Source organism: Marinobacter daqiaonensis (assembly GCF_900115285.1).
Lineage (GTDB): Bacteria > Pseudomonadota > Gammaproteobacteria > Pseudomonadales > Oleiphilaceae > Marinobacter > Marinobacter daqiaonensis.
In genome coordinates this window covers 112095-136600 of sequence record NZ_FOYW01000004.1, presented here as the reverse complement: position 1 = coordinate 136600, position 24506 = coordinate 112095, and the positions used below count along the sequence as shown (strand labels likewise).

Annotated in this window: 20 protein-coding genes; 5 read left to right on the top strand and 15 right to left on the bottom strand. The window is 60.1% G+C overall.

Annotated features, from left to right (window positions below; all coding sequences use genetic code 11):
* Positions 1-36: 36 nt before the first annotated feature.
* Positions 37-348: a 50S ribosomal protein L21 gene (gene rplU / locus BM346_RS17585; protein ID WP_092016440.1), complete on the bottom strand. Its 312-nt coding sequence runs from the start codon at positions 346-348 to the stop codon at positions 37-39.
* Positions 349-581: 233 nt separating this feature from the next.
* Between rplU and ispB the strand changes: the two genes are divergently transcribed.
* On the top strand, positions 582-1550 hold the full coding sequence (ispB, locus tag BM346_RS17580) for an octaprenyl diphosphate synthase (RefSeq protein ID WP_092016437.1): 969 nt from the start codon (positions 582-584) through the stop codon (positions 1548-1550).
* 69 nt (positions 1551-1619) lie between these two features.
* Here ispB and BM346_RS17575 read toward each other — a convergent pair whose 3' ends face one another.
* Complete coding sequence (locus BM346_RS17575; protein ID WP_092016434.1) at positions 1620-2606, bottom strand: glutathione S-transferase family protein; 987 nt, start codon at positions 2604-2606, stop codon at positions 1620-1622.
* Positions 2607-2876: 270 nt separating this feature from the next.
* Here BM346_RS17575 and BM346_RS17570 point away from each other — a divergent pair, with 270 nt between their 5' ends.
* Complete coding sequence (locus BM346_RS17570; protein WP_092016431.1) at positions 2877-3797, top strand: LysR substrate-binding domain-containing protein; 921 nt, start codon at positions 2877-2879, stop codon at positions 3795-3797.
* Here BM346_RS17570 and BM346_RS17565 read toward each other — a convergent pair.
* Positions 3794-4492 (bottom strand): DUF2057 family protein, encoded by a 699-nt coding sequence (locus BM346_RS17565; RefSeq protein WP_092016428.1) that lies wholly within the window; start codon positions 4490-4492, stop codon positions 3794-3796. The two genes, BM346_RS17570 and BM346_RS17565, sit on opposite strands and share 4 nt — an antisense overlap.
* 297 nt (positions 4493-4789) lie before the next feature.
* Between BM346_RS17565 and BM346_RS17560 the strand changes: the two genes are divergently transcribed.
* Positions 4790-5002, top strand: coding sequence for a DUF6316 family protein (locus BM346_RS17560; protein ID WP_092016425.1), 213 nt, complete (start codon positions 4790-4792; stop codon positions 5000-5002).
* A gap of 105 nt (positions 5003-5107) precedes the next feature.
* Here BM346_RS17560 and thiL read toward each other — a convergent pair whose 3' ends face one another.
* The 7 genes from thiL to glyA all read right to left on the bottom strand — a co-directional run bounded on the left by thiL (position 5108) and on the right by glyA (position 11289).
* Positions 5108-6079 carry a thiamine-phosphate kinase gene (gene thiL / locus BM346_RS17555; RefSeq protein WP_092016422.1) on the bottom strand — a complete coding sequence of 324 codons (972 nt, stop codon included), beginning with the start codon at positions 6077-6079 and terminating at the stop codon, positions 5108-5110.
* 10 nt (positions 6080-6089) lie between these two features.
* Complete coding sequence (nusB, locus tag BM346_RS17550) at positions 6090-6572, bottom strand: transcription antitermination factor NusB (protein WP_092016419.1); 483 nt, start codon at positions 6570-6572, stop codon at positions 6090-6092.
* Positions 6572-7048 carry a 6,7-dimethyl-8-ribityllumazine synthase gene (gene ribH, locus BM346_RS17545; RefSeq protein WP_092016416.1) on the bottom strand — a complete coding sequence of 159 codons (477 nt, stop codon included), beginning with the start codon at positions 7046-7048 and terminating at the stop codon, positions 6572-6574. Before ribH ends, nusB begins: the two co-directional genes overlap by 1 nt.
* A gap of 66 nt (positions 7049-7114) precedes the next feature.
* Complete coding sequence (gene ribBA / locus BM346_RS17540) at positions 7115-8233, bottom strand: bifunctional 3,4-dihydroxy-2-butanone-4-phosphate synthase/GTP cyclohydrolase II (RefSeq protein WP_092016414.1); 1119 nt, start codon at positions 8231-8233, stop codon at positions 7115-7117.
* A 64-nt stretch (positions 8234-8297) separates the two neighbouring features.
* On the bottom strand, positions 8298-9443 hold the full coding sequence (gene ribD, locus BM346_RS17535) for a bifunctional diaminohydroxyphosphoribosylaminopyrimidine deaminase/5-amino-6-(5-phosphoribosylamino)uracil reductase RibD (RefSeq protein ID WP_092016411.1): 1146 nt from the start codon (positions 9441-9443) through the stop codon (positions 8298-8300).
* Positions 9440-9964: a transcriptional regulator NrdR gene (gene nrdR, locus BM346_RS17530; RefSeq protein WP_092016408.1), complete on the bottom strand. Its 525-nt coding sequence runs from the start codon at positions 9962-9964 to the stop codon at positions 9440-9442. Before nrdR ends, ribD begins: the two co-directional genes overlap by 4 nt.
* Positions 9965-10032: 68 nt before the next feature.
* Positions 10033-11289 (bottom strand): serine hydroxymethyltransferase, encoded by a 1257-nt coding sequence (gene glyA / locus BM346_RS17525; RefSeq protein WP_092016405.1) that lies wholly within the window; start codon positions 11287-11289, stop codon positions 10033-10035.
* Positions 11290-11647: 358 nt separating this feature from the next.
* Between glyA and ettA the strand changes: the two genes are divergently transcribed.
* Together ettA and radA are read left to right on the top strand one after the other, a co-directional pair.
* Entirely contained in the window at positions 11648-13309 is a 1662-nt protein-coding gene (ettA, locus tag BM346_RS17520) for an energy-dependent translational throttle protein EttA (protein WP_092016402.1), read from the top strand.
* Positions 13310-13392: 83 nt separating this feature from the next.
* The gene (gene radA, locus BM346_RS17515) at positions 13393-14772 is read left to right on the top strand and encodes a DNA repair protein RadA (protein WP_092016399.1); all 1380 of its coding nucleotides are present in this window, start codon (positions 13393-13395) and stop codon (positions 14770-14772) included.
* Positions 14773-14936: 164 nt separating this feature from the next.
* On the opposite strand, the gene BM346_RS17510 is transcribed toward radA, so the two are convergent.
* The 5 genes from BM346_RS17510 to BM346_RS17995 all read right to left on the bottom strand — a co-directional run bounded on the left by BM346_RS17510 (position 14937) and on the right by BM346_RS17995 (position 24497).
* Complete coding sequence (locus BM346_RS17510; protein WP_227663029.1) at positions 14937-15305, bottom strand: PilZ domain-containing protein; 369 nt, start codon at positions 15303-15305, stop codon at positions 14937-14939.
* Positions 15306-15645: 340 nt separating this feature from the next.
* Positions 15646-16701: a uroporphyrinogen decarboxylase gene (gene hemE / locus BM346_RS17505; RefSeq protein WP_092016397.1), complete on the bottom strand. Its 1056-nt coding sequence runs from the start codon at positions 16699-16701 to the stop codon at positions 15646-15648.
* Positions 16702-16876: 175 nt separating this feature from the next.
* Positions 16877-18295, bottom strand: a complete 1419-nt coding sequence (locus BM346_RS17500; protein ID WP_092016394.1) for an FAD-dependent oxidoreductase — start codon at positions 18293-18295, stop codon at positions 16877-16879.
* Between the two features lie 84 nt (positions 18296-18379).
* Positions 18380-22831 (bottom strand): glutamate synthase large subunit, encoded by a 4452-nt coding sequence (gltB, locus tag BM346_RS17495; RefSeq protein WP_092016391.1) that lies wholly within the window; start codon positions 22829-22831, stop codon positions 18380-18382.
* 190 nt (positions 22832-23021) lie between these two features.
* The gene (locus tag BM346_RS17995) at positions 23022-24497 is read right to left on the bottom strand and encodes an AAA family ATPase (RefSeq protein ID WP_139229957.1); all 1476 of its coding nucleotides are present in this window, start codon (positions 24495-24497) and stop codon (positions 23022-23024) included.
* Between the last annotated feature and the right edge of the window lie 9 nt (positions 24498-24506).

Sequence of the window (24506 nt, the reverse complement as noted above, 5' to 3'; positions counted from 1 at the left end):
TACCAGCCTCCTTAATTAAGGGGTGATTCAAAGGCCTCAGCCCTTGATACCCGTGATCTTTACTTCAGTAAACCACTGACGGTGGCCCTGACGCTTCATGGAATGCTTGCGACGACGGAATTTGATGATCTGAATCTTGTCGTGACGGCCGTGACTGACCACTTCCGCAGTCACCTTGGCGCCATCCACAACCGGTGCACCCACCTTGATGTCATCGCCGTTGCCAAGCAGCAGAACGCGATCGAACTCAACGGTACCGCCGGTTTCAACTTCCAGCTTTTCCAGCTTCAGCGTTTCGCCTTCCTTCACACGGTGCTGCTTGCCACCGCTAACAATAACTGCGTACATAGGTACTCTTCTCCGCGATTGACCCATCCCTGCTCTTATCCACCTGGTTCTAAGGGAAGCGCTCTGGCAACCCTATAGCAGGGAGCGCAGGTTGGGATGAGTTAGGGCGCGTGATTGTACGAAAACCTGCCAGCCTTTACAAGCCAAGTTGACACTGGTCGCAGCAATACCTAGCATTGCCGCGACCTTCCTTCTTTACCAGCGACACCACACTCAGGGGACCGGACAGCCGCATGACTGCCCAGCGCATACAAGATACCGTCGCGGAAGACTTCGCCCGCGTCAACGACCTGATCATCGAGCGGCTGTCCTCAGACGTTCCACTGGTGGAAAAGATCGCCCAATACATCATCGAGAGCGGTGGTAAGCGACTGAGACCATTGCTGGTTCTCCTCTCCAGCCAGGCAATCGGTTACGACCGTGACGATCACCTGAAGCTGGCCGCGGTAATCGAGTTCCTGCACACGGCCACCCTGCTCCACGATGACGTGGTGGATACATCCGACCTTCGCCGGGGGCGCAGTACCGCCAACGCCCGCTGGGGCAACGCACCGAGCGTGCTGGTAGGTGATTTCCTCTATGCCCGCGCTTTTGAAATGATGGTTGAACTGAACAGCCTGCCGATCATGGAAGTACTCTCCCGCGCGACAGCGGTTATTGCCGAGGGCGAGGTTCAGCAGTTGATGAACGTGAAGAATCCGGATGTGGGCGAGGACCAGTATATGGAGGTCATCCACAACAAAACCGCCATGCTGTTCGAGGCCGCCTCCCATACGGGCGCCCTGCTCGCCGGGGCCAGCACCGAGCAGGAGCAGGCACTCAAGAACTACGGCAAGCATCTTGGCCTTGCTTTCCAGCTGGTGGACGACGCCCTGGATTACACCGGCGACGCGGACGCCATGGGGAAGAATGTGGGCGATGACCTGGCCGAAGGCAAGCCCACCCTTCCCCTTATTCACGCAATGGCCAACAGCTCGGAGGAAAACCGCCAGTTGATCCGCAGCGCCATTCGCAAGGGTGGCCTGGATGACCTTCCGGCGATCCTCAGGGTTGTCAACGAATCCGGAGCACTTGAATACACGATGGCGAAGGCCCGGGAGCAGGCAGCGCTGGCAAGTGATTGCCTGAAAACTCTCCCCTCTTCACCTCACGCGTCTGCACTTGAAATGCTGACTGAAATCGCTGTAGAGCGGGTTAGTTGAATCGCGGCGGAGAAACCAACCCCACCCCGCAGTCAGCCCGCAAGGCAACAAGGCTGCGGCAAGCAACATCTAACCCAATCGTTCGCGCCCATGAGCCCGATCAAAGTCCAGCACCGGCCCTACAGGAACGATCTGTGTCGGATTGATCGTAGTCTGACTGACGTAGTAATGACGCTTGATCTGACCAATATCCACGGTCTCCGCCACGCCCGGCACCTGATACAGATCCCGCACATACCCCGACAGGCGCGGAAAATCCTCGATACGCTGGCGATTGCATTTGAAGTGGCTGAAATACACGGCGTCGAAACGGACCAGGGTTGTAAAAAGCCGCCAATCGGCTTCGGTCAGCTGGCCGCCCACCAGGTAACGCTGGCCCGCGAGCCGCTCCTCCAGCCAATCCAGCGAATCAAACAGAGCGCTGTAGGCCTCTTCATACTTGTCCTGGGCAGTGGCAAAACCGGACTTATAGACGCCGTTATTTACCGTGTGGTACACCCGCTCATTTACCTCGTCGATCTCATCACGGAGTGGTTCGGGGTAGAAATCAAGATCGCTCCGTACGCCTTCGAGAGTGTTAAACGCCGAGTTGAACATGCGGATAATTTCCGCCGATTCGTTGCTGACAATAGTCTCCCGCTTCTTGTCCCACAACGTGGGCACCGTCACCCTCCCCGTATAATCCGGTGCGGCCCGGGTATAGATTTCGTGCAGGAAACGTGCGTTGTTCACATGGTCACGGTGCTGCTCATCGTCGGGCCGAAATTCCCAGCCATTATCCAGCATATCCGGATGCACCACCGATACGGATACGTGCTCCTCCAACCCTTTGAGTTTGCGAAAAACAAGAGTCCGGTGCGCCCACGGGCAGGCCTTGGACACATACAGATGATAACGCCCGGACTCAGCTTCAAAGCCCCCATCCCCATCCGGCCCGGGGGAGCCGTCAGTGGTCACCCAGTTACGAAACCGCGCCGATTCCCGCTCGAACCTGCCGCCGGTCCTGTCGGTGTCATACCACTGGTCGTGCCATTTGCCGTCGATCAGAAGGCCCATCGTTGACTCCTTTTCTAGCCACGGAATCCACGGAAGGACACGGAAAAAAATAAAGCCAAACGACCAGCCACGGAAGGCACGGACAAATAAAAAAGATCTTTCTGTCTTTTTGTTCGTGCTTGTCCGCCGCCAGTGGTTTTCAGTTTTCTTTTCCGTGTCCTTCCGTGGATTCCGTGGCAAATAAATGTTCTACCCTGAGGACAGACTACCCAGCCGGCTGCTAACCTCACAAGCAATCAATTCTGGCCATCACCTTCAGATAATTCGAACATGCACACAGCCATTACCGTCGACGCGTTAAAGGTTCTGGATGCCATCGAGCGCAGGGGCAGCTTCGCCGGAGCGGCAAGTGAGCTGTTCCGGGTGCCCTCCGCTATCAGCTACACCATCCAGAAGCTGGAAGAAGACCTTGGGGTCGAGATCTTTGACCGCAGCGGTCACCGGGCCACTCTGACACCAGCTGGTCGATACTTGCTCAAGGAGGGGCGGGCGTTGCTGGAGGCCACCGAGGCCCTGGCCCACACCACCCGACAGGTAGCCCAGGGATGGGAAACCCGCCTGAAGATCGGCTTCAATTCGTTATTACCGGCGGAGGTAATGTTCCCGGCCATCCGGCAGTTCTACGAACTGGGCATTCCGGTAGAGGTGCAACTTGTGGAGGAAGTGTTTGCGGGGACCTGGGACGCGCTTCAGAGCCGGCGGGTCGATCTGGCGGTGGGAGCGGACCAGATCAGCCGGCCGGCGGGCTCATTCTCAACCAGGAAGCTTGGCAAGGTGGTCTGGGCATTTGCGGTCAGCCCCGATCACCCCCTCACCCGGTGCGATCATTTGCTGACTGAACAGGACATTGCCCGCTACCCTGCCGCCGTCGCGGCGGATAGTTCCAGACGTCTGCCTGCGGGAAGCGCCGGCATATTCCGACGCCAGCAGACCCTCACTGTGTCCGGCATGGCCCAGAAAATCGCTCTTCAGGAAGCTGGCCTGGGGGTGGGCTGGCTGCCCAGGCACCGGATCCGACATCAGCTGGAGAAGGGCCAGCTGGTGGAACTGGGTGTTGATACTCCAAGAGAGCCCATGGCGGTTCACCTTGCCCGTCACAGTGAAGATCAGGGCAAGGCTTTGCTGTGGTTCTGGGAAAGGCTCAGCCAGCCCGAACTCTTTCAGGACTGGCTGGATATCGAAGACGCCTAATCAAACGCCCAGCGCAGAAATTCCCGCTTTTCATCTCCACTGGCTCGCTCCCACAGAACTTTGAGCGCTTCCAGGGTGTCGACCCGGGAGCCAGGACTTTCACCAGTGGAAACACCGGGCGCCTGTGCTGCCGGCGCAACGGAAGACTGCTCCTGGTCCGACGATGACGGAGAACGGGATACCGTGGCCGTATTCTCGGATTGGCCACGATAAGGCTCCGATCTTGCTACCCGCTCGCCATCATCCGCCACCACGGCAGCGGAAAAGTTCTCGGCGAATTCCGTCGCTTCGCTGCGCTTGCGCAACTCAGGCAGGTCAAAACGGTATACCTCGCCCGGCTGCGCATCGAATACCACCTGCTGGGGTCGGGTCTCCACCACATGGACGCTCGACTCGCCTGCCCGAATCACGCCGGACTTGGCCCAGATGGTCTTGTAGGTAAAGACGACCGTGTTCGGGCCGGGTCGCAACTCGTAATCAAGCGCCAGATCCTCAACCAGGAAGTTACCGGTACGCTTGCCGTTTACCTGCTTGACCTTGATGGTTGACGGCGCTTTCAGCACCGCAGGCTCAGCCACTGCCTCCCCGTCCCATGTCTTGATGCGGGTCAAACCGTTGCTGCTGCACCCGGCCACAAACACCAGGGCCAGGGCGGCCAGAAGCAGTCGGGGGGCCTTTATGTTGCTTGCTCGCATTTGGTCACTCTCCATAGGCGGCGGATAATGTGCACAGGGCCACGAGAGCTTCAGGGAGGCTCCGGGGGCCGGCCAGACCGCATTCTGACGACTGCCCGCGGACCACGCAAGTCTTCCGGGGGCAAACAGCCACCCAGGCAAATGTAAAAAAGTGTTGAATTTGGCCGAAATTGTATTATTTTTAACCCATACGCCTCTGACCTGCTTTTTCCGCAATTGTCAGCCAACCCGGTCACAAACAGGCCGTCACATCAGGCGCAGCCCCATGAGCCCACAGTCAGGTAGTAGGAGGTAATGATGAATCCCAGTGCCCGCGCCGGCGAGACCCGTCCGACGCCTTTCCGTAGCAGTCGCTTTTTCTGCGTAGGTGGGAAGTGGTATTTCACCACGAGGGAAGGATTTGACAGCGGCCCATTCGCAACCCGAGAGCGGGCCGAAATCGGCCTCAAGCGTTTTCTGCACGTTACCAGGCTGCTGCCCCACGAAACCCGGGATACCCGGGTGCATTGACGGTATCGACCCGATAACCGGTCCACAAGGGACCAATGACTGGAAGCGGCTCTTGCCCTGCTCTCAACCTGGCGCCTTAAGGGCACCTTCCTGTTTCGGGGACTTTTACAGAGACCCCTGCCCCGCGCCGAAATGATCATAGCCACCCGCGCCCCGGACGGCCTCCTCGGAGCCATCCGGATGGAGGAGCCTGTACTCCGTCACCGCCGTAATAGTTCCGATAACCGTCAGTGTCCCTGCAATATCCTTGGACAGACCAGTGAGAGCGGACGGGGACAGAGTCACGCAAAGCTCGTAATCATCCCCACCGTAGAGTGCGTGGGCCCGCATCGCCCGGGTATCCGTGCCTTCGGGAGCCGGCGCCAAGGGAATCCGGTCCAGCTCGAGTCTGGCACCGACTCCGGATGCCTTCAGAATATGACCAAGATCCGCAACCAGCCCGTCGGATATATCGATGGCGGCACTGGCCAACCCTCGCAATCCATGTCCCAGATCGCAACGGGGCCGCGGGCGGTGGTAACAGATCAGGGAGGGCGCCGCAGATGCCGGCGGATGAACCTGATCAAGCCAGGGCAGTGCCGCGGCCGCTCCCCCCAGGGGCCCGCTGACCGCCACCAGGTCCCCGGGCCGCGCCCCACTGCGCCGGATTGCCTGATCCCGAGGCACCGTGCCGTGAACCTGAAGTGTTAACGTCAATGGGCCCCGGGTTATATCGCCCCCTGCCAGGGCGACACCAAACGACCGGGAAGCCTCCGCGAGTCCCGAAACAAGCCCTCTTGCCCAGCTCTCGTCGGCTTCGGGGAGTGTCATTGCCAGGGTATAGCAGACTGGATCCGCACCCATTGCCGCGAGGTCACTGACAGCAACCGCCAGCGCTCGCCACCCCAACCTGGCCGGATCGTATGCGGTGGGAAAGTGAATGCCCTCGACCAGGGTATCCACCGAGAAGACCAGATCGTGACCCTCCGGCACCCGCTGAATGGCGCAGTCGTCGCCGGGGCCAAGCTGAACTCCTTCGCGCCATGTATCTTCTGCCAGGGGGCGGAACAGCCTCTCAATCAGCTCAAACTCACCCATCGGGATACTGTCACCCCTGGCGATGACGGGTTTCAGCCATGCGCAGGCGCTGGCTCAGCTTGTCCAGCAGGCTGTTGACGAACTTGTGCCCTTCAGTACCGCCGAAACGTTTGGCAAGCTCAATACCTTCATTGATGACCACACGGTACGGGACATCAATCCGGTGTTTCAGCTCGTAGGTCCCCAGGCGGACAATGGCCAGTTCAATGGGGTCCACCTCGTCCAGGGGACGGTCCAGCAGCGGTTCGATCAGTTTATCAAGGTCGCGCTGTTCCCGGTGAACACCACGGATCAGGTCGCGGAAGAAGGCTGTATCAACCTTGCTCATGTCATTATCAACCATGAACTCTGCCTCGATATCATTGATCGGGCTCTTGCTGAAATGCCGGTGGTAGAGGGCCTGCAGCGCCAGAATCCGGGCCCGTCGACGGTCACCGGCTTTCGGCTGGCCTGGCGTTGCAGGGCCGGGAATTGTGGTGTCCTGCTCGCTCATCACCCACCCAGCTTGTTGAACAGGCTGACCATTTCCAGCGCGGTGATGGCGGCTTCCGCGCCCTTGTTGCCGGCCTTGGTACCGGAGCGTTCGATGGCCTGCTCGATGGAATCCACGGTCAGCACACCGAACGTTACCGGAACATCGGTTTCCAGGCTCACCGCACCCAGACCACTGGACGCTTCACCGGCGACGTATTCAAAATGGGGGGTGCCGCCACGGATCACAGCTCCCAGGGCAATGATGGCGTCGAAATTGCCCGTCTCCGCGACACGCTTGACCGCCAGTGGCATTTCATAGGCTCCGGGTACCCGCACCAGGGTAATGTCGTCATCGGCAATCCCGTGACGGCGCAGGGTGTCAATGGCGCCTTCCACCAGGCTCTCCACCACAAAACCGTTAAAACGTCCGACTACCAGGGCGTAACGGCCGCTGCACTGTCGAAAGTCTCCTTCAATAACCTTGATGTCTTTCATTCTTTTTCCCATTGGGCCCCAGGGCCTGAGTGTCTGTTGAATTCCGCTTTGGTAACGACGTTGGCGTCAGTCACCGGTATAGGGTACATACTCCACCACTTCCAGATCGAACCCCGAAATGGCTGAAAACTTGATCGGCGCGCTGAGCAGGCGCATTTTGCCCACGCCGCAGTCCCGCAGGATCTGGGAGCCGGTGCCCACGGTAAAGTAGACTCCGGAGCTGCCCCCCTTACCAGCCTTGGCGGGGCCTTCCCCGAAGAACTCGTGAATGCGGTCTTCCAGGTTGTAGCTGTCCTCGGCGCTGTTGAGCAACACCACGACTCCCTTACCTTCCTCCGCCACTGTCTCCAGGGCATGATGCAGCGGCCAGCTGTGGGAGTCCTTGCGACGGGCGCCGAGCAGGTCCCGGAGGGTATCGGTTACGTGCACCCTGACCAGCGTCGGCTGGTCGGTTTTTATCTCCCCCATGACCAGCGCCAGATGGGTGCCACCCTGGATACTGTCCTTGTAGGTGCGGAGATTGAACACACCATATTCGGTGTCAAGATCATACTGTTCGACGCAATCAATAGTGCGTTCGTTCAGGGTGCGATAGTGAATCAGGTCGGCAATCGTGCCGATCTTGAGGTCATGCTGTTCCGCGAACTTTTCGAGATCCGGCCGGCGGGCCATGGATCCGTCATCGTTCATGATTTCGCAGATCACCCCGGCAGGCTCGCAGCCGGCCAGCCCGGCCAGATCACAGGAGGCTTCCGTGTGACCGGCCCTGCTCAGAACGCCTCCGGGGTCCGCCATTAAAGGAAAGATGTGACCGGGCTGAACCAGGTCCGAAGCCCGGGCGTTGCGAGCTACCGCCGCCTGAACCGTCCTGGCCCGGTCGGCCGCGGAGATACCCGTGGTCACGCCCTCGGCGGCCTCGATGGACAGGGTAAACTTGGTGCCAAAGCCGGAATGGTTGCTCTGCACCATAAGCGACAGGCCCAGCTGATCACAACGGTCCCGGGTCATCGGCATGCAGATGAGACCCCTGCCAAACCGGGCCATGAAATTGATGGACTCGGCCGTGCAATGTTCCGCCGCCATGACAAGGTCACCCTCGTTCTCACGGTCCTCGTCATCCATCAGGATGACCATCTTGCCCTGGCGGATATCCTCGATGATCTCTTCAACAGTATTCAGTGCCATAGTCTTAAGCAACCTCCGGGTCAGCGCACCGCGCCCCCTTGGTGAAAATACATTTGCCGGGGGCTCAGCCTCCGGCGGACGTGTTCGGCGTCAACACCCTTGGTGTCAGGATCATACGCGTGTCAACACCGAACTGACGCCTGTCGGTGACCAGCCATTCGATTTTCTCGCGCATCTCATCGAAGGGCAGGCGGGCCGTCGGTCGACCCTCGCTTCCCAGGAACACCGGCGCCTGGTAGAGCCAGAGCTCGTCAACCAGTCCCTCAAAAATAAAACCGCCGGCCAGGGTGGGGCCGGCTTCCACCAGCAGCTCGTTGACACCCAGCTCACCCAGGCGGTCCAGCAGCTGCTCCAGGTTCACCCCGCTGTCCTGCCAACCGACGCCATTAAGGGTAACCCCCAGGGCGGCAAGATCCTGTGCCGGCGCAGTGGCCATGGCTTCGCACGAGCAGAACAGCTGGACGTCCCCGCCCTGCAGGATCTTTGCCGTCGGTGGTGTGCGGGCATCCCGGTCCGCGATCACCCTCAGGGGCTGACGGGAGGGTTCGGTTGCCTGGCCGATATCTCCCAGCTCATTACGGCGTATCGTCAAAGACGGGTCATCCACCAGCACCGTGTTGACGCCGGTGAGGATGGCATCGCTCATGGCTCGCAAACGCTGAACGTCACCGCGGGACTCAGGGCCGGTGATCCACTTGCTCTCTCCGGATGCCATTGCGGTGCGGCCATCCAGGCTCGCAGCAATCTTCAGGCGCACCCAGGGACGTCCCGTGCGCATGCGCTTCAGAAAACCGGGATTCAGCCTTGCCGCCTCATCCTTCAGCACCCCCTCCGTCACACGGATCCCGGCGTCCCGCAACTGCTGCAGACCGCGACCGGAGACGCTGGGGTTCGGATCCTCGCTCGCTACCACCACGCGGGCAACACCGGCATCAATCAGGGCCCGGGAGCACGGTGGTGTACGCCCGAAATGACTGCAGGGCTCCAGCGTCACGTAGGCGGTCGCACCCCGGGCTTCCGGGCCGGCCTGACTGAGAGCCCGCACTTCCGCGTGGGCCTCACCGGCCCGCTCATGCCAGCCCTCACCCAGAACCAGGTCGCCACGGGCGATGACACAACCAACCCTGGGATTGGGGTGAGTCGAATAGCGCCCACGCCAGGCCAGCTGGACGGCCCTGGCCATCATCGCCACGTCCTGGGTCGTCGTCATGATGATCCTTTGGATGAATCGCGATCAGCCAGTGCCCTGGCAACGTCCGCTGCATCGGCACTGTCATTGTTACCGTGGGAGAGGCGCTCTATTTCCTCCTTGAATTCATTGATGTCCTGAAAGCTCCGATAAACCGAAGCGAACCGAACGTATGCCACTTTATCCAGCTGGCGAAGCTCGGTCATGACCTCCTCGCCCAGGGTCATTGACTTGACCTCCCGCTCCCCCGCCGCGCGCAAACGGTATTTGATCCGGTTAAGTGCGGCATCGATCTGCTCGATGCTGACAGGGCGTTTTTCAAGGGCCTTCATGAGGCCTGCCCGGAGCTTTTCCTCGTCGAAAGGCTGGCGGGTACCGTCCTGCTTGACCACCCGGGGCATGACCAGCTCGGCACTTTCAAAGGTCGTGAACCGCTCGCGGCAGGACAGGCACTCCCGTCGACGGCGCACCTGATCGCCCTCGGCCACCAGCCGGGAGTCAATCACTTTGGTATCGGCTTCACCGCAGAAAGGACAGTGCATAGTGAGAGGCTCCGATGGGGAACAGACCGCCCCGCCAGGGGGCGATCTTCACGGGTATGACCTGAAGATCAGGCGACGTAGACCGGGAAGCGCGCGCACAGGGCTTCCACCTGTCCACGCACCCGCTCGTTCACGGCCTCATCTTCCAGGTTGTCAAGAATGTCGCACATCCAGCCCGCCAGGTCACGGCACTCGGCCTCTCCGAAACCCCGGGTGGTGACAGCCGGCGTGCCAATCCGAAGACCGGACGTCACAAAAGGAGAACGCGGGTCGTTGGGCACGGCGTTCTTGTTCACGGTGATGTGGGCTCGGCCGAGGGCGGCATCCGCATCCTTACCGGTAATGTCCTGCTTGATCAGGCTGACCAGGAACAGGTGATTCACGGTCCCACCGGAGACCACGTCGAAACCCCGCTCAATGAACACTTCTGCCATGGCAGAGGCGTTCTTGACGACCTGCTTCTGGTAAGCCTTGAAGTCATCGCTCATGGCTTCCTTGAAGCAGACAGCCTTGGCGGCGATGACGTGCATCAGGGGACCACCCTGGCCACCGGGGAAGACCGCGGAATTCAGCTTTTTTTTCAGGTCCGCGTCGTCACAGGCCAGTATCAGGCCCCCACGGGGGCCACGAAGGGTCTTGTGGGTGGTGGTCGCGACAACATGGGCATGGGGTACCGGATCCGGATAGACACCGGCGGCCACCAGCCCCGCCACGTGGGCCATATCCACAAACAGATAGGCGCCCACCTTGTCGGCAATCTCACGGAAACGGGCAAAATCCAGTTTCTGGGAATAGGCGGAGAAACCGGCGATGATCATCTTCGGCTTGTGCTCGACGGCCAGAGCTTCCACCTCGTCGTAATCGATCAGGCCGGTTTCGTTGTTGATACCATACTGAACGGCGTTGTAGATCTTGCCGGAGAAGTTGACAGTCGCACCATGGGTCAGGTGGCCGCCGTGGGCCAGACTCATGCCCAGCACGGTATCCCCCGGCTTGAGGAGGGCCATGAAGACCGCGGAGTTGGCCTGGGAGCCGGAGTGGGGCTGGACGTTGGCATAAGCGGCACCAAACAGTTCCCTGGCGCGGTTGATGGCCAGGTCCTCGGCGATGTCCACAAACTCACAGCCACCGTAATAGCGCTTGCCGGGGTAGCCTTCCGCGTACTTGTTGGTCAGCACGCTGCCCTGGGCCTCCATCACGCGCGGGCTGGTGTAATTCTCCGATGCAATCAGTTCGATGTGGGCTTCCTGACGCTCGGTTTCCGCCTGCATGGCGTTCCAGAGCTCGTCATCAAAGCCGGCAATTTTCATATCACGATTAAACATGCGCTGCCCCTGTGTGATTGGCTGGCACTAACCAGACTCGGAATTTCGGAATCGGAATCCCTACCCGGCGGCCCCTTAAAAAATCGGGCCGCTATTCTAGCTCATTCGGGGGTCAAAAATCATCCTTTGATGTTCCGTAGAAACCGCCACTGGCCGGCCCGGCAATTGCCTTAGCGGCCCGGTTTCGTTACCTTACTGTGCTTGATTCAATAGCCGACTTTCCAGCAGCGACGAATGCCCTCCCCGCTTCTGTCGGGCCTCATGTCTGAGTACGACACCAGGGCTTCCCCTGACCCCTTGAACAAGCGGCCACCAGGGTTCCGGAGCATCCGTCACCAAAACAGAGGACACAGCCTGTATGGCCCAGTACGTATATACCATGAACCGCGTGGGCAAGGTGGTTCCCCCCAAGCGTGAAATACTCAAGGACATCTCCCTGAGTTTCTTCCCGGGCGCCAAAATCGGCGTGCTCGGCCTCAACGGCTCCGGTAAGTCCACCCTGCTCCGTATTATGGCTGGCGTGGACCAGGATTACATTGGCGAGGCGCGCCCGCAGCCTGGCATCAACGTAGGCTACCTGCCCCAGGAGCCGGAACTGGACGACGACAAAACCGTCAAGGCTATCGTCGACGAAGCGGTGGCGGGAGTTCACGATGCCCTGGCAGAGCTGGACCGGGTTTATGCCGCCTACGCCGAGCCCGACGCCGATTTTGACGCCCTCGCCAAGAAGCAGGGCGAGCTGGAAGCTTATATCCAGGCCACCGATGGCCACGACATCGAACGCAAGATGGAAGTGGCGGCCGGCGCTCTGCGACTGCCCCCCTGGGACCAGAAAGTGGCAAATCTTTCCGGGGGCGAGCGTCGGCGTGTTGCCTTGTGCCGGTTACTGCTCTCAAGCCCGGACATGCTGCTGCTGGACGAGCCCACCAACCACCTCGACGCAGAGTCGGTGGCCTGGCTCGAGCGGTTCCTTCACGATTTCAATGGCACCGTGGTAGCCATCACCCACGACCGGTACTTTCTGGACAACGTCGCAGGCTGGATTCTGGAACTGGACCGCGGCCACGGCATCCCGTTCGAGGGCAACTACAGCCAGTGGCTCGAGAACAAGGAAAAGCGTCTGGAAATGGAGTCCAAGCAGGAGGCCGCCCACCAGAAAGCCGTCAAGCACGAACTGGAATGGGTGCGGAGCAACGCCAAGGGTCGCCAGTCCAAGAGCAAGGCCCGCCTGGCCCGCTTTGAGGAAATGACTTCCCAGGAATTCCAGAAACGGAATGAAACCAACGAGCTCTACATTCCGCCAGGGCCGCGCCTGGGTGACAAAGTCATCGAAGTGGACAGTGTCAGCAAGTCGTTTGAAAACCGCGTGCTTTATGAAGACGTGTCGTTCCGTGTCGCGCCCGGCGCGATTGTGGGCATTATCGGCGGCAACGGCGCAGGCAAGTCCACCTTGTTCCGGATGATCGCCGGCTACGACAAGCCGGATTCCGGAGAGATCGTTATCGGCGAAACCGTTGAAATCGCCTACGTCGACCAGATGCGCGATCTGGATGGCAGCAAGACCGTTTGGGAGGAGCTTTCCGACGGCAACGACATCATCAAGGTGGGCAACTACGAGACCCCTTCCCGGGCCTACGTTGGCCGGTTCAACTTCAAGGGCAGCGATCAGCAGAAGCGGGTCGGCGACCTGTCCGGCGGTGAGCGTAACCGCCTGCACCTGGCCAAGCTGCTGAAACAGGGCGGCAACGTCCTGCTGCTGGACGAACCCACCAATGACCTTGACGTCGAGACCCTGCGTGCCCTGGAAGAAGCACTGCTGAACTTCCCCGGCTCGGCACTGGTGATCTCCCACGACCGCTGGTTCCTGGACCGCGTGGCGACTCATGTACTTGCCTTCGAGGATGATGGCGAAGTGGTCTACTTCGAGGGGAACTTCAGCGAGTACGATGAGGACCTCAAGAAACGCAAGGGCGACTCCGCCATGGTGCCCCAGCGCGTGAAACACAGAAAACTGGCGTAAGTCCCCGCTCCTGTCAGCCCTCTCTCCTGATCGGAGAGGGGGCTGAGAAAGGACAACCTCAATCGATCCCGGCAGGACACCCGATGGCCAAAGCGAAAACCGCCTTTGTCTGCACCGAATGCGGCGCCGACTATTCAAAATGGCAGGGCCAGTGCACCGCCTGCCAGGCCTGGAACACCATCAGCGAGGTGCGGGGTGTTGGCGGGGCCAGCGCCAAGGGCGCCAGGGGGGCCCGCTTCGAGGGCTTTGCCGGCAGCCTTTCGGCAGTCCAGAGCCTGGATGATGTGAGCCTGCAGGAGCAGCCCCGCATCAGCACCGGCATGCAGGAGTTCGACCGCGTCCTGGGCGGGGGCCTGGTGGAGGGCTCGGCGGTCCTGATGGGTGGGCACCCGGGCGCGGGCAAAAGCACGTTGCTGCTGCAGGCAGTCTGTCACCTGGCCACGAATACCTCGGCACTCTATTGCACCGGCGAAGAATCGCTGCAGCAGGTGGCCATGCGTGCCAAGCGCCTGGGCCTGCCCACCAGCGACCTCAAAATGCTGTCCGAGACCAGCGTGGAACGGCTTATGCAGGTGGCGGAGTCCGAGAAACCAAAAATCCTGGTGGTGGACAGTATCCAGGTCATGCATGTGGCGGATATCGAATCAGCTCCAGGCTCGGTCTCCCAGGTGCGGGAAAGCGCCGCCTACCTGACCCGGTTCGCCAAGCAGACCGGCACCATCCTGTTCCTCGTCGGTCATGTCACCAAGGACGGCAGCCTGGCCGGCCCCAAGGTCCTGGAGCACATGATCGACTGTTCCATTCTGCTGGAAGGCTCCAGCGATAGCCGGTACCGCACCCTCCGGGGCATCAAGAACCGCTTTGGCGCCGTCAATGAACTGGGCGTATTCGCCATGCTGGAGCAAGGCCTGAAGGAGGTAAAGAACCCCAGCGCCATCTTCCTGAACCGGGGCGAGGAAGCGGCTCCCGGCAGCGTGGTGATGGTGGTGTGGGAGGGCACGCGGCCAATGCTGGTGGAGATTCAGGCGCTGGTGGACATGGCCCAGGGCAGCTACCCTCGTCGGGTTGCGGTGGGCCTCGACCAGAACCGGCTCGCCATGCTGCTGGCGGTGCTGCACCGCCATGGCGGCATGCATGTGGCGGATCAGGATGTGTTCGTGAATGTGGTGGGAGGCGTCAAGGTAGCGGAAACCAGTGCTGACCTGGCACTTCTGGCTGCCATTGTCTCATCCTTTCGGGATCGCGCCCTGCCCCAGGATCTGGTGATCTTCGGGGAGGTGGGTCTGTCAGGGGAGATTCGTCCGGTGCCTTCCGGACAGGAACGCATTTACGAGGCGGCCAAACACGGGTTCACTCGCGCCCTGGTGCCCAAGGCCAACGCGCCTCGCAAGGCCATCGAGGGGATGAAAGTGATTCCGGTGACCAAATTAAGTGAGGCGTTGGCGGCCCTGGAGGAGGTGTAGTTGTCTGGCCACCGCAAAAAGACTTCAGGTAGCGTGCCGGTCGGAGTCAAGTCGATAACGTTTTCCCGGACACGCCCCGCAAGTACATCCGTGCAGGGCTCGACGGTCCGGAAAAACGTTCTCAACTTACCTCCTTGTCTAACTTGCGGGTTAACTCACAAAGCCTATCTGAGCAAATGCAAAAGCTCTCGCTCCAGAAGCTCCGCATCTCCCAGATTGAGCTCCACCAACCGTTTCAGGTGAGAGGCGCTTTCCAGGTCAATGTAATCGATCTTGAAGCCCAACCGGTCCGATTCCAGGTGACGCAGAGTCGCGGCCACGACAATGGCGCTTTCGTGGTCATTCAGGTGAATTGTCAGTTCACAGGAGTCACCCTGTGAGGCCACCCAGCCAGCGGGTCGACTAACCAGTACGCCCTTGAGAGAAATGTCGAGGACCTCTGCTGTCTGCATATCTTCCCGACAGTAAAGCTCACAGGGTGCATCAAACTGGATTCGCTGAAAGCGGCGTTTCTCGGGTTTTTTTTCTTCCACGTCCTTGCTCCCGGGTCGATCTTTAGTCTTTTCCCGACTATAGACCTCTCGGAGTTTCGATTCCATCACATTACGGATCAGCACGAGATGATGGACCGAGCAACAAGCTACCGCTCTTGGAAAAAATGGGACGGTCATCAGGTTGAGAATTGTTTTTCAGACCGACGAGCGCCAGGGACGGCGCTCGTCGGGATCCATGACCGCCATGGAAGACGGAAATGCCGGTTTTGCAGGAGCAAAAACCGGCCAGGGAGGTACTTACGGAGGGTGTCTGGAAAAGTGTTATAGACCTCATGGCCACTGGCGCCAAGCCTGACGATTTGGAGTCTAGCGGTGGTACTTACTCCCCACTCAATTCAACAACCGCCTCAATAAACGCCCCGGCATGCTCAGGATCCACATCTGGCGTAATACCATGCCCCAGATTGAAGATATGACCGGGACCTGTACCGTAGCGCTTCAGAATGTCCGCCACCTCTTCGCGAATACGTTCCTTCGGAGCGTAAAGCATCGCCGGATCCATATTGCCCTGCAGGGCCACCCGGTCACCGACCCGTGCCCGGGCATTGCCGATATCGGTAGTCCAGTCCAGACCCAGGGCGTCCGCGCCGGACTCCGCCATCGACTCCAGCCACTGGCCGCCGTTCTTGGTGAAGATGATCAACGGTACCCGGCGGCCATCGTTTTCTCGGATCAGGCCATTCGCGATCTTCTTCATATAGGCCAGGGAGAACTCCTGATAGGCCCAGCTGCTCAGCACTCCACCCCAGGTATCGAAGATCTGCACGGCCTGGGCGCCCGCCCTGATCTGGCCGTTAAGATAGTCGATGACCGAGTCGGCGAGGTGGTCCAGCAAGCGATGCATCACCTCGGGCTGGCCATACATCAGTTTCTTGGCTTCACGGAAGTCCTTTGACGAGCTGCCCTCGACCATATAGGTGGCCAGGGTCCAGGGGCTTCCTGAAAAGCCGATCAGAGGGACACGACCGTTCAGTTCGCGGCGAATGGTGGACACCGCATTCATTACATAGTCCAGATCCACCTCCGCCTTCAAGGTCGGCAAAGCCGCCACATCGGCCTCGGAACGAATCACGTTCCTGAACTTGGGACCTTCGCCTGTTTCGAAATAAAGACCAAGCCCCAGAGCATCGGGAATCGTCAGGATGTCCGAAAACAGAATGGCCGCATCCAGCGGATAGCGCTCCAGGGGCTGCATCGTCACCTCGCAGGCCAGGGGAGTGTTCTTGCACAGGCTCAAAAAATCCCCTGCCTTGGCGCGAGTGGCGCGGTACTCCGGAAGGTAACGGCCGGCCTGGCGCATCATCCACACTGGCGTACGGTCCACAGGCTGGCGCATCAGGGCGCGGAGGAAGCGGTCGTTTTTCAGTTCGCTCATAAGAATTCCTGATCGGCATAGTGAAAGCCCGGACCGTCCTGCTGCAGGAGGACAGGGGCCCCGGGCTCTGGAGTCGGTTCAGTCAGGCCCGCAATGATAACGCGTTTGAGACGATAAAAAAGGCGACCCTGTGTTCAGAGCCGCCCTTCCTGATACCCCTCAGATGAAATCCGGATCACACATCCAGATAATCAAGGATACCTTCAGCCGCCTGACGCCCCTCCCAGATGGCGGTCACCACCAGGTCAGAACCACGAACCATGTCACCACCGGCGAAGATCTTCGGATTGCTGGTCTGGAAAGCAAACTCCGAGCCCTCCGGCGCGTTTACACGACCGGAGTCGTCCGTGCCGACCTCCATCTTATCGAACCAGTCGGCCGGGCTCGGTCGGAAGCCGAACGCCACCAGTACAGCATCCGCGGGAATCACTTCCTCGCTGCCGGGCACCACCTCCGGACGGCGACGTCCGTTCTCGTCGGGCTCGCCCAGCTTGGTCTGCACGACCTTGACGCCTTCGACCCGGTCTTCCCCGATGATGGCGATGGGCTGACGATTGAAGAGGAACTTGACGCCCTCCTCCTTGGCATTGGATACCTCGCGACGGGAGCCGGGCATATTCGCTTCGTCACGGCGATAGGCACAGGTCACACTGGCGGCCTGCTGCCGGATGGAGGTGCGGTTGCAGTCCATGGCCGTATCACCACCACCAAGAACAACGACTCGCTTGTCCTTCATGTCGATGAACTCACCGGCGTCCTTCTCGAACCCCAGCCGCCGGTTGACGTTGGATACCAGGAATGGCAGCGCGTCGTATACGCCGGGAAGGTCCTCACCCGGGAAGCCGCCCTTCATATAGGTGTAGGTGCCCATGCCCATGAAGACCGCATCAAATTCCTCCATGATGTCCTGCATCTGGACGTCCTTACCCACCTCTGTTTCGAGGCGGAACTCCACACCCATTTCCTCGAACACCTTCCGGCGCCTGGTCATGACGGTTTTTTCGAGTTTGAACTCGGGAATCCCGAAGGTCAGCAGACCGCCGATTTCCGGATACCGGTCAAACACCACTGGCCTGACGCCATTGCGGACCAGGATGTCGGCACAGCCGAGGCCTGCCGGGCCTGCACCAATCACGGCAACTTTTTTATCGGTCCACTTGACGTCCGACAGGTCCGGCTTCCAGCCTAATGCGAAGGCGGTATCAGTGATGTACTTTTCCACCGACCCGATCGTGACCGCGCCGTAGCCATCGTTCAGGGTACAGGCGCCTTCGCACAACCGATCCTGCGGACATACCCTGCCACACACTTCCGGCAAGGTATTAGTCTGGTGGCATAGCTCCACCGCCCGCATGATATTGCCTTCGGATACCAGCTTCAGCCAGTTCGGTATGTAGTTATGTACCGGGCACTTCCATTCGCAATAGGGATTACCACACTCCAGGCACCGGTGGGCCTGGCTGGATGCCTGCGCCGGCTCATACTGGTGGTAGATCTCGCCGAAATTCTTGCGGCGTTTCTTGGCCGGAACCTTCTTCGGGTCGACACGACCTACCTGCACAAACTGGAAATCGTTGTTCAGTCTTTCTTTCATGCTGACGCTCTCATCATCTTAATTTCGACGGGCCGGACCACGGATGCCGGGTCCGGCCTTGAAGACCTGCTGCCGGGCTCCGTTTTATTCCGGACGCGCCCGGGTAGTGGCCAACAGACTCTTAAGACTTGCGGCCTTGGGCTTGACCAGCCAGAACCGGCCCAAAAAGTCGTCGAAATTATCAAGGATATGGCCTGCCCACTCGCTGCCGGTCTCATCCACGTGTTCGCGGATAACGCTGCGCAGGTGGTTACGGTAAGGCTCCATATCCTCACTGGAAATCCGCTGAATCTCCACCAACTCGTGGTTGTACTTGTCCACGAAGGTGTTGTTCTGATCCAGCACATAGGCGAAACCGCCCGTCATGCCGGCCCCGAAGTTGTGGCCGCAACTGCCAAGTACCGCAACAAGGCCACCGGTCATGTATTCGCAGCAGTGGTCGCCCGCACCCTCGACGACCGCATGGGCCCCGGAATTACGGACACCGAAGCGCTCGCCAGCGGTACCCGCGGCGAACAGCTTGCCACCGGTGGCGCCATAGAGGCAGGTGTTACCGACAATAGCGGTTTCCTGGGACTTGAACGTACTGACGGCCGGCGGACGGACCACCAGTTTGCCGCCGGTCATGCCCTTGCCCACGTAGTCGTTGGCATCTCCCTCAAGGTGCATGTGAAGACCGCCCACGTTCCAGACGCCGAAACTCTGGCCTGCGGTGCCGGTCAGGTTCAGCACAATGGGATTTCCTGCCATGCCCTGATTACCATGGGCCTGGGCAATCTCACCCGACAGGCGGGCACCAATGGAGCGGTCGCAATTGGTGACCGTGTACTCCCAGGTTCCACCGGACTGATTGGCAATGGCGCCGGCGGTATCCTTCACCATCCTTTCCGCCAGAGCGCCCTCATCGAACGGCTGGTTTCTCTCCACCTGGCAGGTGTGAGGCTTGTCCGCCGGAATATGATCGTTATGCAACAGGTGGCTGAGGTCGAGTCGCTTCTGACGCTCGGTCTGTCCTGGCAGCCGCTCCAGCAGGTCAATGCGGCCGACCAGCTCTTCCAGGTTACGAACACCCAGCTTCGCCATCCACTCCCGGGTTTCTTCCGCCACAAAGCGGAAGAAGTTCATGGCCATTTCCACGGTACCCTTGAAGTGCTCCTCGCGCAGATACTCGTCCTGGGTGGCAACACCGGTTGCGCAGTTATTGAGATGACAGATTCGCAGGTACTTGCAGCCCAGCGCCACCATCGGTGTGGTGCCAAAGCCAAAGCTTTCTGCGCCGAGAATCGCAGCCTTTACCACGTCCAGGCCGGTCTTGATGCCACCATCGGTCTGCAGACGAATCTTGCCACGAAGATCATTGGCACGCAGTGCCTGCTGGGTCTCGGCCAGGCCCAGCTCCCAGGGAGAACCGGCGTAGCGGATTGATGTCAGAGGGCTGGCAGCGGTTCCGCCATCGTAACCTGAGACGGTAATCAGGTCCGCGTAGGCCTTGGCCACACCGGCGGCGATGGTCCCCACGCCCGGTTCGGAAACCAGTTTGACGGAGACCAGGGCCTTCGGGTTGACCTGCTTGAGGTCGAAAATCAGCTGCGCCAGATCCTCGATGGAATAGATATCGTGGTGCGGTGGCGGAGAGATCAGGGTCACGCCGGGCACGGAATACCGCAGCCGCGCGATCAGCGCGTTCACCTTACCACCCGGCAGCTGACCGCCTTCCCCGGGCTTGGCACCCTGGGCCACCTTGATCTGCATGACATCGGCACTGCGCAGATACTCGGCGGTCACGCCAAAACGGCCGGAGGCCACCTGCTTGATCTTGGAGCGTTTCTCGGTGCCGTAACGGGCCGGATCCTCCCCGCCCTCGCCCGAATTGGAGCGCCCGCCAAGTGTGTTCATGGCCACGGCCAGGGCTTCATGAGCTTCCGGCGACAGCGCACCCAGTGACATGGCAGCGGAGTCGAAGCGCGGGAAGATATTTTCCACGGGCTCAACTTCCGACAGGTCGATCGCCTTGATGTCCCCGCGGAATACCAGAAGGTCGCGGAGCGTTGCCACGGGCCGGGAATTCACCAGTCCGGCGTACTCCTGATACTGGCCGTAGTCGCCACTGCTGACAGCCTGCTGCAGCGTACCCACCACATCGGGGTTAAATGCGTGATACTCCTGGCCATGAACGTATTTGAGCAGGCCGCCCTGGGTGATGGTCTTGCGGCGCTTCCAGGCTGTGGCGGCCAGCTGTTCCTGATCCTGCTGGAAGTCGAAGAAGGTTGCACCCTGAATCCGGCTTGGTACACCCTTGAAACACAGATCCACCACCTCATCAGCAATGCCGACGGCTTCGAAAAGCTGGGCTCCTCGATAGGAGGTAATCGTCGAGATACCCATCTTGGACAGGATCTTCAGCAGGCCTTTGTTGATGCCCTTGCGGTAGTTGTTCTTGGCATCGATCGGATCGATCAGCATCTCGCCGGTACGAATAAGATCGTTGATGACCTGATAGGCCAGATAGGGGTAGACCGCTGTGGCACCAAACCCGAACAGCACCGCGAAGTGGTGCGGATCACGCGCCCAGCCGGTTTCCACAATGATATTGGAATCACACCGCAGCCCCTCACGGACCAGATGGTGATGGACGGCGCCGGTGGCCATCAGGGAACTCACCGGCAGGTCCCCTTCCTTCAGGTCCTTGTCCGACAGGATCAGCAACACCTTGCCGCTGCGGACCGCTTTCTCGGACGCTTCGCAGATATCCTCGATCGCCTTTTCGAGACCCCGCTCAGGACTGTAGCCAAGGCGGATCTTGGCCACTTCGAACCCCGGCCGCTCGTTGCCTTCAATGCGAAGGAATTTGGCCGGCGAAAGCACTGGCGTGGTGAGGATAAGACGATTGGCGTGTTCCGCAGTCTCCTGGAACACGTTCTGCTCGGCGCCCAGGCAGGTCTCCAGTGACATCACCACGGCCTCCCGCAGGGGGTCAATGGCCGGGTTGGTGACCTGGGCAAACTTCTGACGGAAATAGTCCGCCACATGGCGCACCTTGCTGGAGAGAACCGCCATTGGCGTATCGTCACCCATGGAGCCGACCGCCTCCTGGCCATTTTCCGCCAGCGGCCGCAGGACCTGGTCCCGCTCCTCGTAGGTCACCATGAACATTTTCTGGTGTACCTGGAGCTCATCGTTGTCCATAAGCGTGAACTGGGGCGTGGCGGTGTTCAGCGTGGACTCCACCCTCAGGGCATTTTCCCGCAACCACTTCTTGTAGGGCTGGGCGCTCTTGAGGCGCTTGTCGACGTCCTGGGTATGGAGCACCTCACCGCTCTCAGTGTCAATGGCAAGCATCTGGCCCGGACCGACCCGGCCTTTGGCCACCACATCTTCCGGCTTGTAGCCGTAGGTGCCGATCTCGGAGGCCAGGGTAATGAAATCATCCTTGGTCACCACCCAGCGGGCAGGCCGGAGACCGTTACGGTCCAGCATGCAGACTGCGTAGCGACCATCCGACAGCACCAGGCCAGCCGGCCCGTCCCAGGGCTCCATGTGCATGGAGTTATATTCGTAAAAGGCCCGCAGTTCCGAGTCCATGGTGTCGACGTTCTGCCACGCCGGCGGGATCATCATCCGGACCGCCCGGAACAGGTCGACACCGCCGGCCAGCAGAACTTCCAGCATGTTGTCCATGCTGGAGGAATCGGACCCGGTCAGGTTGACCAGGGGCTGGAGGGTCTTCAGGTCTGGCAGGTCCGGAGCCTCGAACTTTGCCGCCCGGGCAAGGGCCCAGTTACGGTTACCGGAAATGGTATTGATTTCGCCATTGTGCGCCAGATAGCGGAACGGTTGCGCCAGGGGCCACTTGGGCATGGTATTGGTGGAGAACCGCTGGTGGAAAACACAGATGGCGGTCTCCAGGTCCGGATCACCCAGATCCGGATAGAACCGGGTCAGGTCCGCCGGCATCATCAGACCTTTATAGGAAAGGGTCTTATGGGAAAGACTGCAAATATAGAATTCCTCGTCCTCCGCCATGTCTCTTTCCACGAGCCTGCGGCCAACGAACAGGTCGATGGCAAACTGCCGCTCATCCACGGACTTGCCGGGTCCAACAAAAAACTGCTCTATCAGCGGCAGGCAATCCTTGGCCATGGGGCCAAGGCAGGAGGGGTCGGTCGGCACCTCCCGCCAACCCAGGACTTCAAGTCCCCGGTCGCTCAGGTTCTGCTCAATCGCCTTCCGTCCGGCTTCCGCCTTGGCACTATCAGGGCTCAGGAAAATCTGACCCACCGCAAAGAGGTCCCCCGGCTTCTTGCCGAAAGCGGCCTCGGCTGCCTTGCGCAGAAAACCATCGGGGCTCTGGATCAGGAGACCACAACCATCGCCGGTCTTACCGTCTGCAGCGATACCACCTCGGTGGGTCATGCAGGTCAGCGACTCGATGGCAGTTTGCAACAACTTGTGGCTCGCCTCGCCTTTCATGTGCGCGATCAGGCCAAAGCCACAGTTGTCCCTGAATTCATCGGGATGATACAAACCTGTCATCATAAGCGTTCTCTCGCGTGGAAATGCTTTTCAATCGGCGATGCGCGCACCTTCACAGTGCACAAATTCGCCAACACTGAAAAAAAGGGCTGGCTATTTTACACACGTGAAAATACGTACACAAATTTAAGATGGTGCAACCAGCCCTCGCTGGCTGTTGTGAGAGGGCCAAAGCAGACGCCTCAGACGTCGCCTAGATATCGTTCAAAGCCCTGACCCAGGGCTGTTGAGACCGAATCGACGACGGCAGTTTCTCCAGAGACGACCGTAGCGATTCCATGGAATCATACTGACCAAGGTAGACCACAAACCAGTCCCGTCCATTCCGTTGACTGCGGGTGTAACGCAGGCTTTCCAGGTCGGAATACCGACGGAGGAACTGGATCGCCGTGTTCTCCTCATAGCCGGCCACCAACTGCGCCGTATACCCGGGCTGCCTGTTGACGACCTCTCTGGTCACGAACCGCTCAGGCATCGCCGGTTCGAATGGCTCTGGCTCTGGCTCTGGCTCTGGCTCTGGCTCTGGCTCTGGCTCTGGCTCTGGCTCTGGGGCAGTGAAAGGATCCTCACTCCTTCCGTCAACAGGCGACTCCCCTGTATCAGGGCCACCCGGGAGTGTGTCAGCCGGATCCGGCGCAGAGTACCCGTTAATTCCCTCCGGTTCGACCGCATCCTGCTGATTTGGTTCCGCCTCCGTTTCAGGTCCGATGGAGATGATGGCGCGAGTGCGCTGGGGAGCCTCTTCTGATCGGACGCTCTCCTTCTCCACGGTCCGGTCGTACTGAGATGACACCAGCCACCAGGAGGCGCCGAGCAACACAACCGCGAGCCCGGCCCATCGCAGATAACCGAAGGGGAAACCGGTATTTGCCCTGCTCCTGCTGGCCGGCGAGGACGACATGCCCAGCCACACCGCCGGAGCGATCCGTTGCAGCCGACCGATACTGCCCTGGCTTGTGGCCGCCAACTGCTCAAGTCGACGGGCGGACAGAAGCTCGTCCGCTTTTCCGCCAGCCCGGGCCAGCCGGGGTTCCAGGTACTGACGGATGTCATCGCGCCCCAGCGGCGGGAGCGACAGCCTGTGCAGACAGACCAGCCTTTCTTCGAACGCCTCGCCGCCAAGGTATTCCGGCAAGTCCTCAGTTCCCGCCAGAACCGGGACTGCGGCCGCTCCACGGTCACTGTCCTGGAAGGTTTCCAATAGCAGGCGCAGGGCTCCAGGTGCCGCCTGGCCCGCATCGTCAATCAGCAGAATCTGCCGCCGCCCCTTACGGGTTGCTTCCTCGGAACGAGCGAAAAAACGTTTCAACGCCTCTCGGGGCGAAACGCCCTCCGGCGCCTGCCGACCAAGGCTCTGAAACAGCGACCGAACCAACGCCTCCGGCGATTCGATACGTCCCGCCGCGAGTCGATGGAACTCCAGTCTTGAACCTTCACTGCGAACCAACTCACCGAGAAGTCGGGTCTTGCCAGCCCCACGACCGCCCGTCATCAGCAACGCCAGATCACCAAACCCGCATAGGTGCCTGAGCGTTTCCAGAACATGCTGACGCTGGGCTCCGGGATAGAAAGGCGACTCCATGGCCAGTGGGTCTTCCCGCAGGCCAAAGCGCTCCTGCAGGCGGAGAAACAATCCACCCCCTTCCAGGCTGTTGATACTGTCAGTCATTCCCTCGCC

Excerpts from the sequence above, each read along its gene's own strand:
- rplU (WP_092016440.1), bottom strand. The coding sequence starts at position 348 with ATGTACGCAGTTATTGTTAGCGGTGGCAAGCAGCACCGTGTGAAGGAA.
- ispB (WP_092016437.1), top strand. The coding sequence starts at position 582 with ATGACTGCCCAGCGCATACAAGATACCGTCGCGGAAGACTTCGCCCGC.
- BM346_RS17575 (WP_092016434.1), bottom strand. The coding sequence starts at position 2,606 with ATGGGCCTTCTGATCGACGGCAAATGGCACGACCAGTGGTATGACACC.
- BM346_RS17570 (WP_092016431.1), top strand. The coding sequence starts at position 2,877 with ATGCACACAGCCATTACCGTCGACGCGTTAAAGGTTCTGGATGCCATC.
- BM346_RS17565 (WP_092016428.1), bottom strand. The coding sequence starts at position 4,492 with ATGCGAGCAAGCAACATAAAGGCCCCCCGACTGCTTCTGGCCGCCCTG.
- BM346_RS17560 (WP_092016425.1), top strand. The coding sequence starts at position 4,790 with ATGAATCCCAGTGCCCGCGCCGGCGAGACCCGTCCGACGCCTTTCCGT.
- thiL (WP_092016422.1), bottom strand. The coding sequence starts at position 6,079 with ATGGGTGAGTTTGAGCTGATTGAGAGGCTGTTCCGCCCCCTGGCAGAA.
- nusB (WP_092016419.1), bottom strand. The coding sequence starts at position 6,572 with ATGAGCGAGCAGGACACCACAATTCCCGGCCCTGCAACGCCAGGCCAG.
- ribH (WP_092016416.1), bottom strand. The coding sequence starts at position 7,048 with ATGAAAGACATCAAGGTTATTGAAGGAGACTTTCGACAGTGCAGCGGC.
- ribBA (WP_092016414.1), bottom strand. The coding sequence starts at position 8,233 with ATGGCACTGAATACTGTTGAAGAGATCATCGAGGATATCCGCCAGGGC.
- ribD (WP_092016411.1), bottom strand. The coding sequence starts at position 9,443 with ATGACGACGACCCAGGACGTGGCGATGATGGCCAGGGCCGTCCAGCTG.
- nrdR (WP_092016408.1), bottom strand. The coding sequence starts at position 9,964 with ATGCACTGTCCTTTCTGCGGTGAAGCCGATACCAAAGTGATTGACTCC.
- glyA (WP_092016405.1), bottom strand. The coding sequence starts at position 11,289 with ATGTTTAATCGTGATATGAAAATTGCCGGCTTTGATGACGAGCTCTGG.
- ettA (WP_092016402.1), top strand. The coding sequence starts at position 11,648 with ATGGCCCAGTACGTATATACCATGAACCGCGTGGGCAAGGTGGTTCCC.
- radA (WP_092016399.1), top strand. The coding sequence starts at position 13,393 with ATGGCCAAAGCGAAAACCGCCTTTGTCTGCACCGAATGCGGCGCCGAC.
- hemE (WP_092016397.1), bottom strand. The coding sequence starts at position 16,701 with ATGAGCGAACTGAAAAACGACCGCTTCCTCCGCGCCCTGATGCGCCAG.
- BM346_RS17500 (WP_092016394.1), bottom strand. The coding sequence starts at position 18,295 with ATGAAAGAAAGACTGAACAACGATTTCCAGTTTGTGCAGGTAGGTCGT.
- gltB (WP_092016391.1), bottom strand. The coding sequence starts at position 22,831 with ATGATGACAGGTTTGTATCATCCCGATGAATTCAGGGACAACTGTGGC.
- BM346_RS17995 (WP_139229957.1), bottom strand. The coding sequence starts at position 24,497 with ATGACTGACAGTATCAACAGCCTGGAAGGGGGTGGATTGTTTCTCCGC.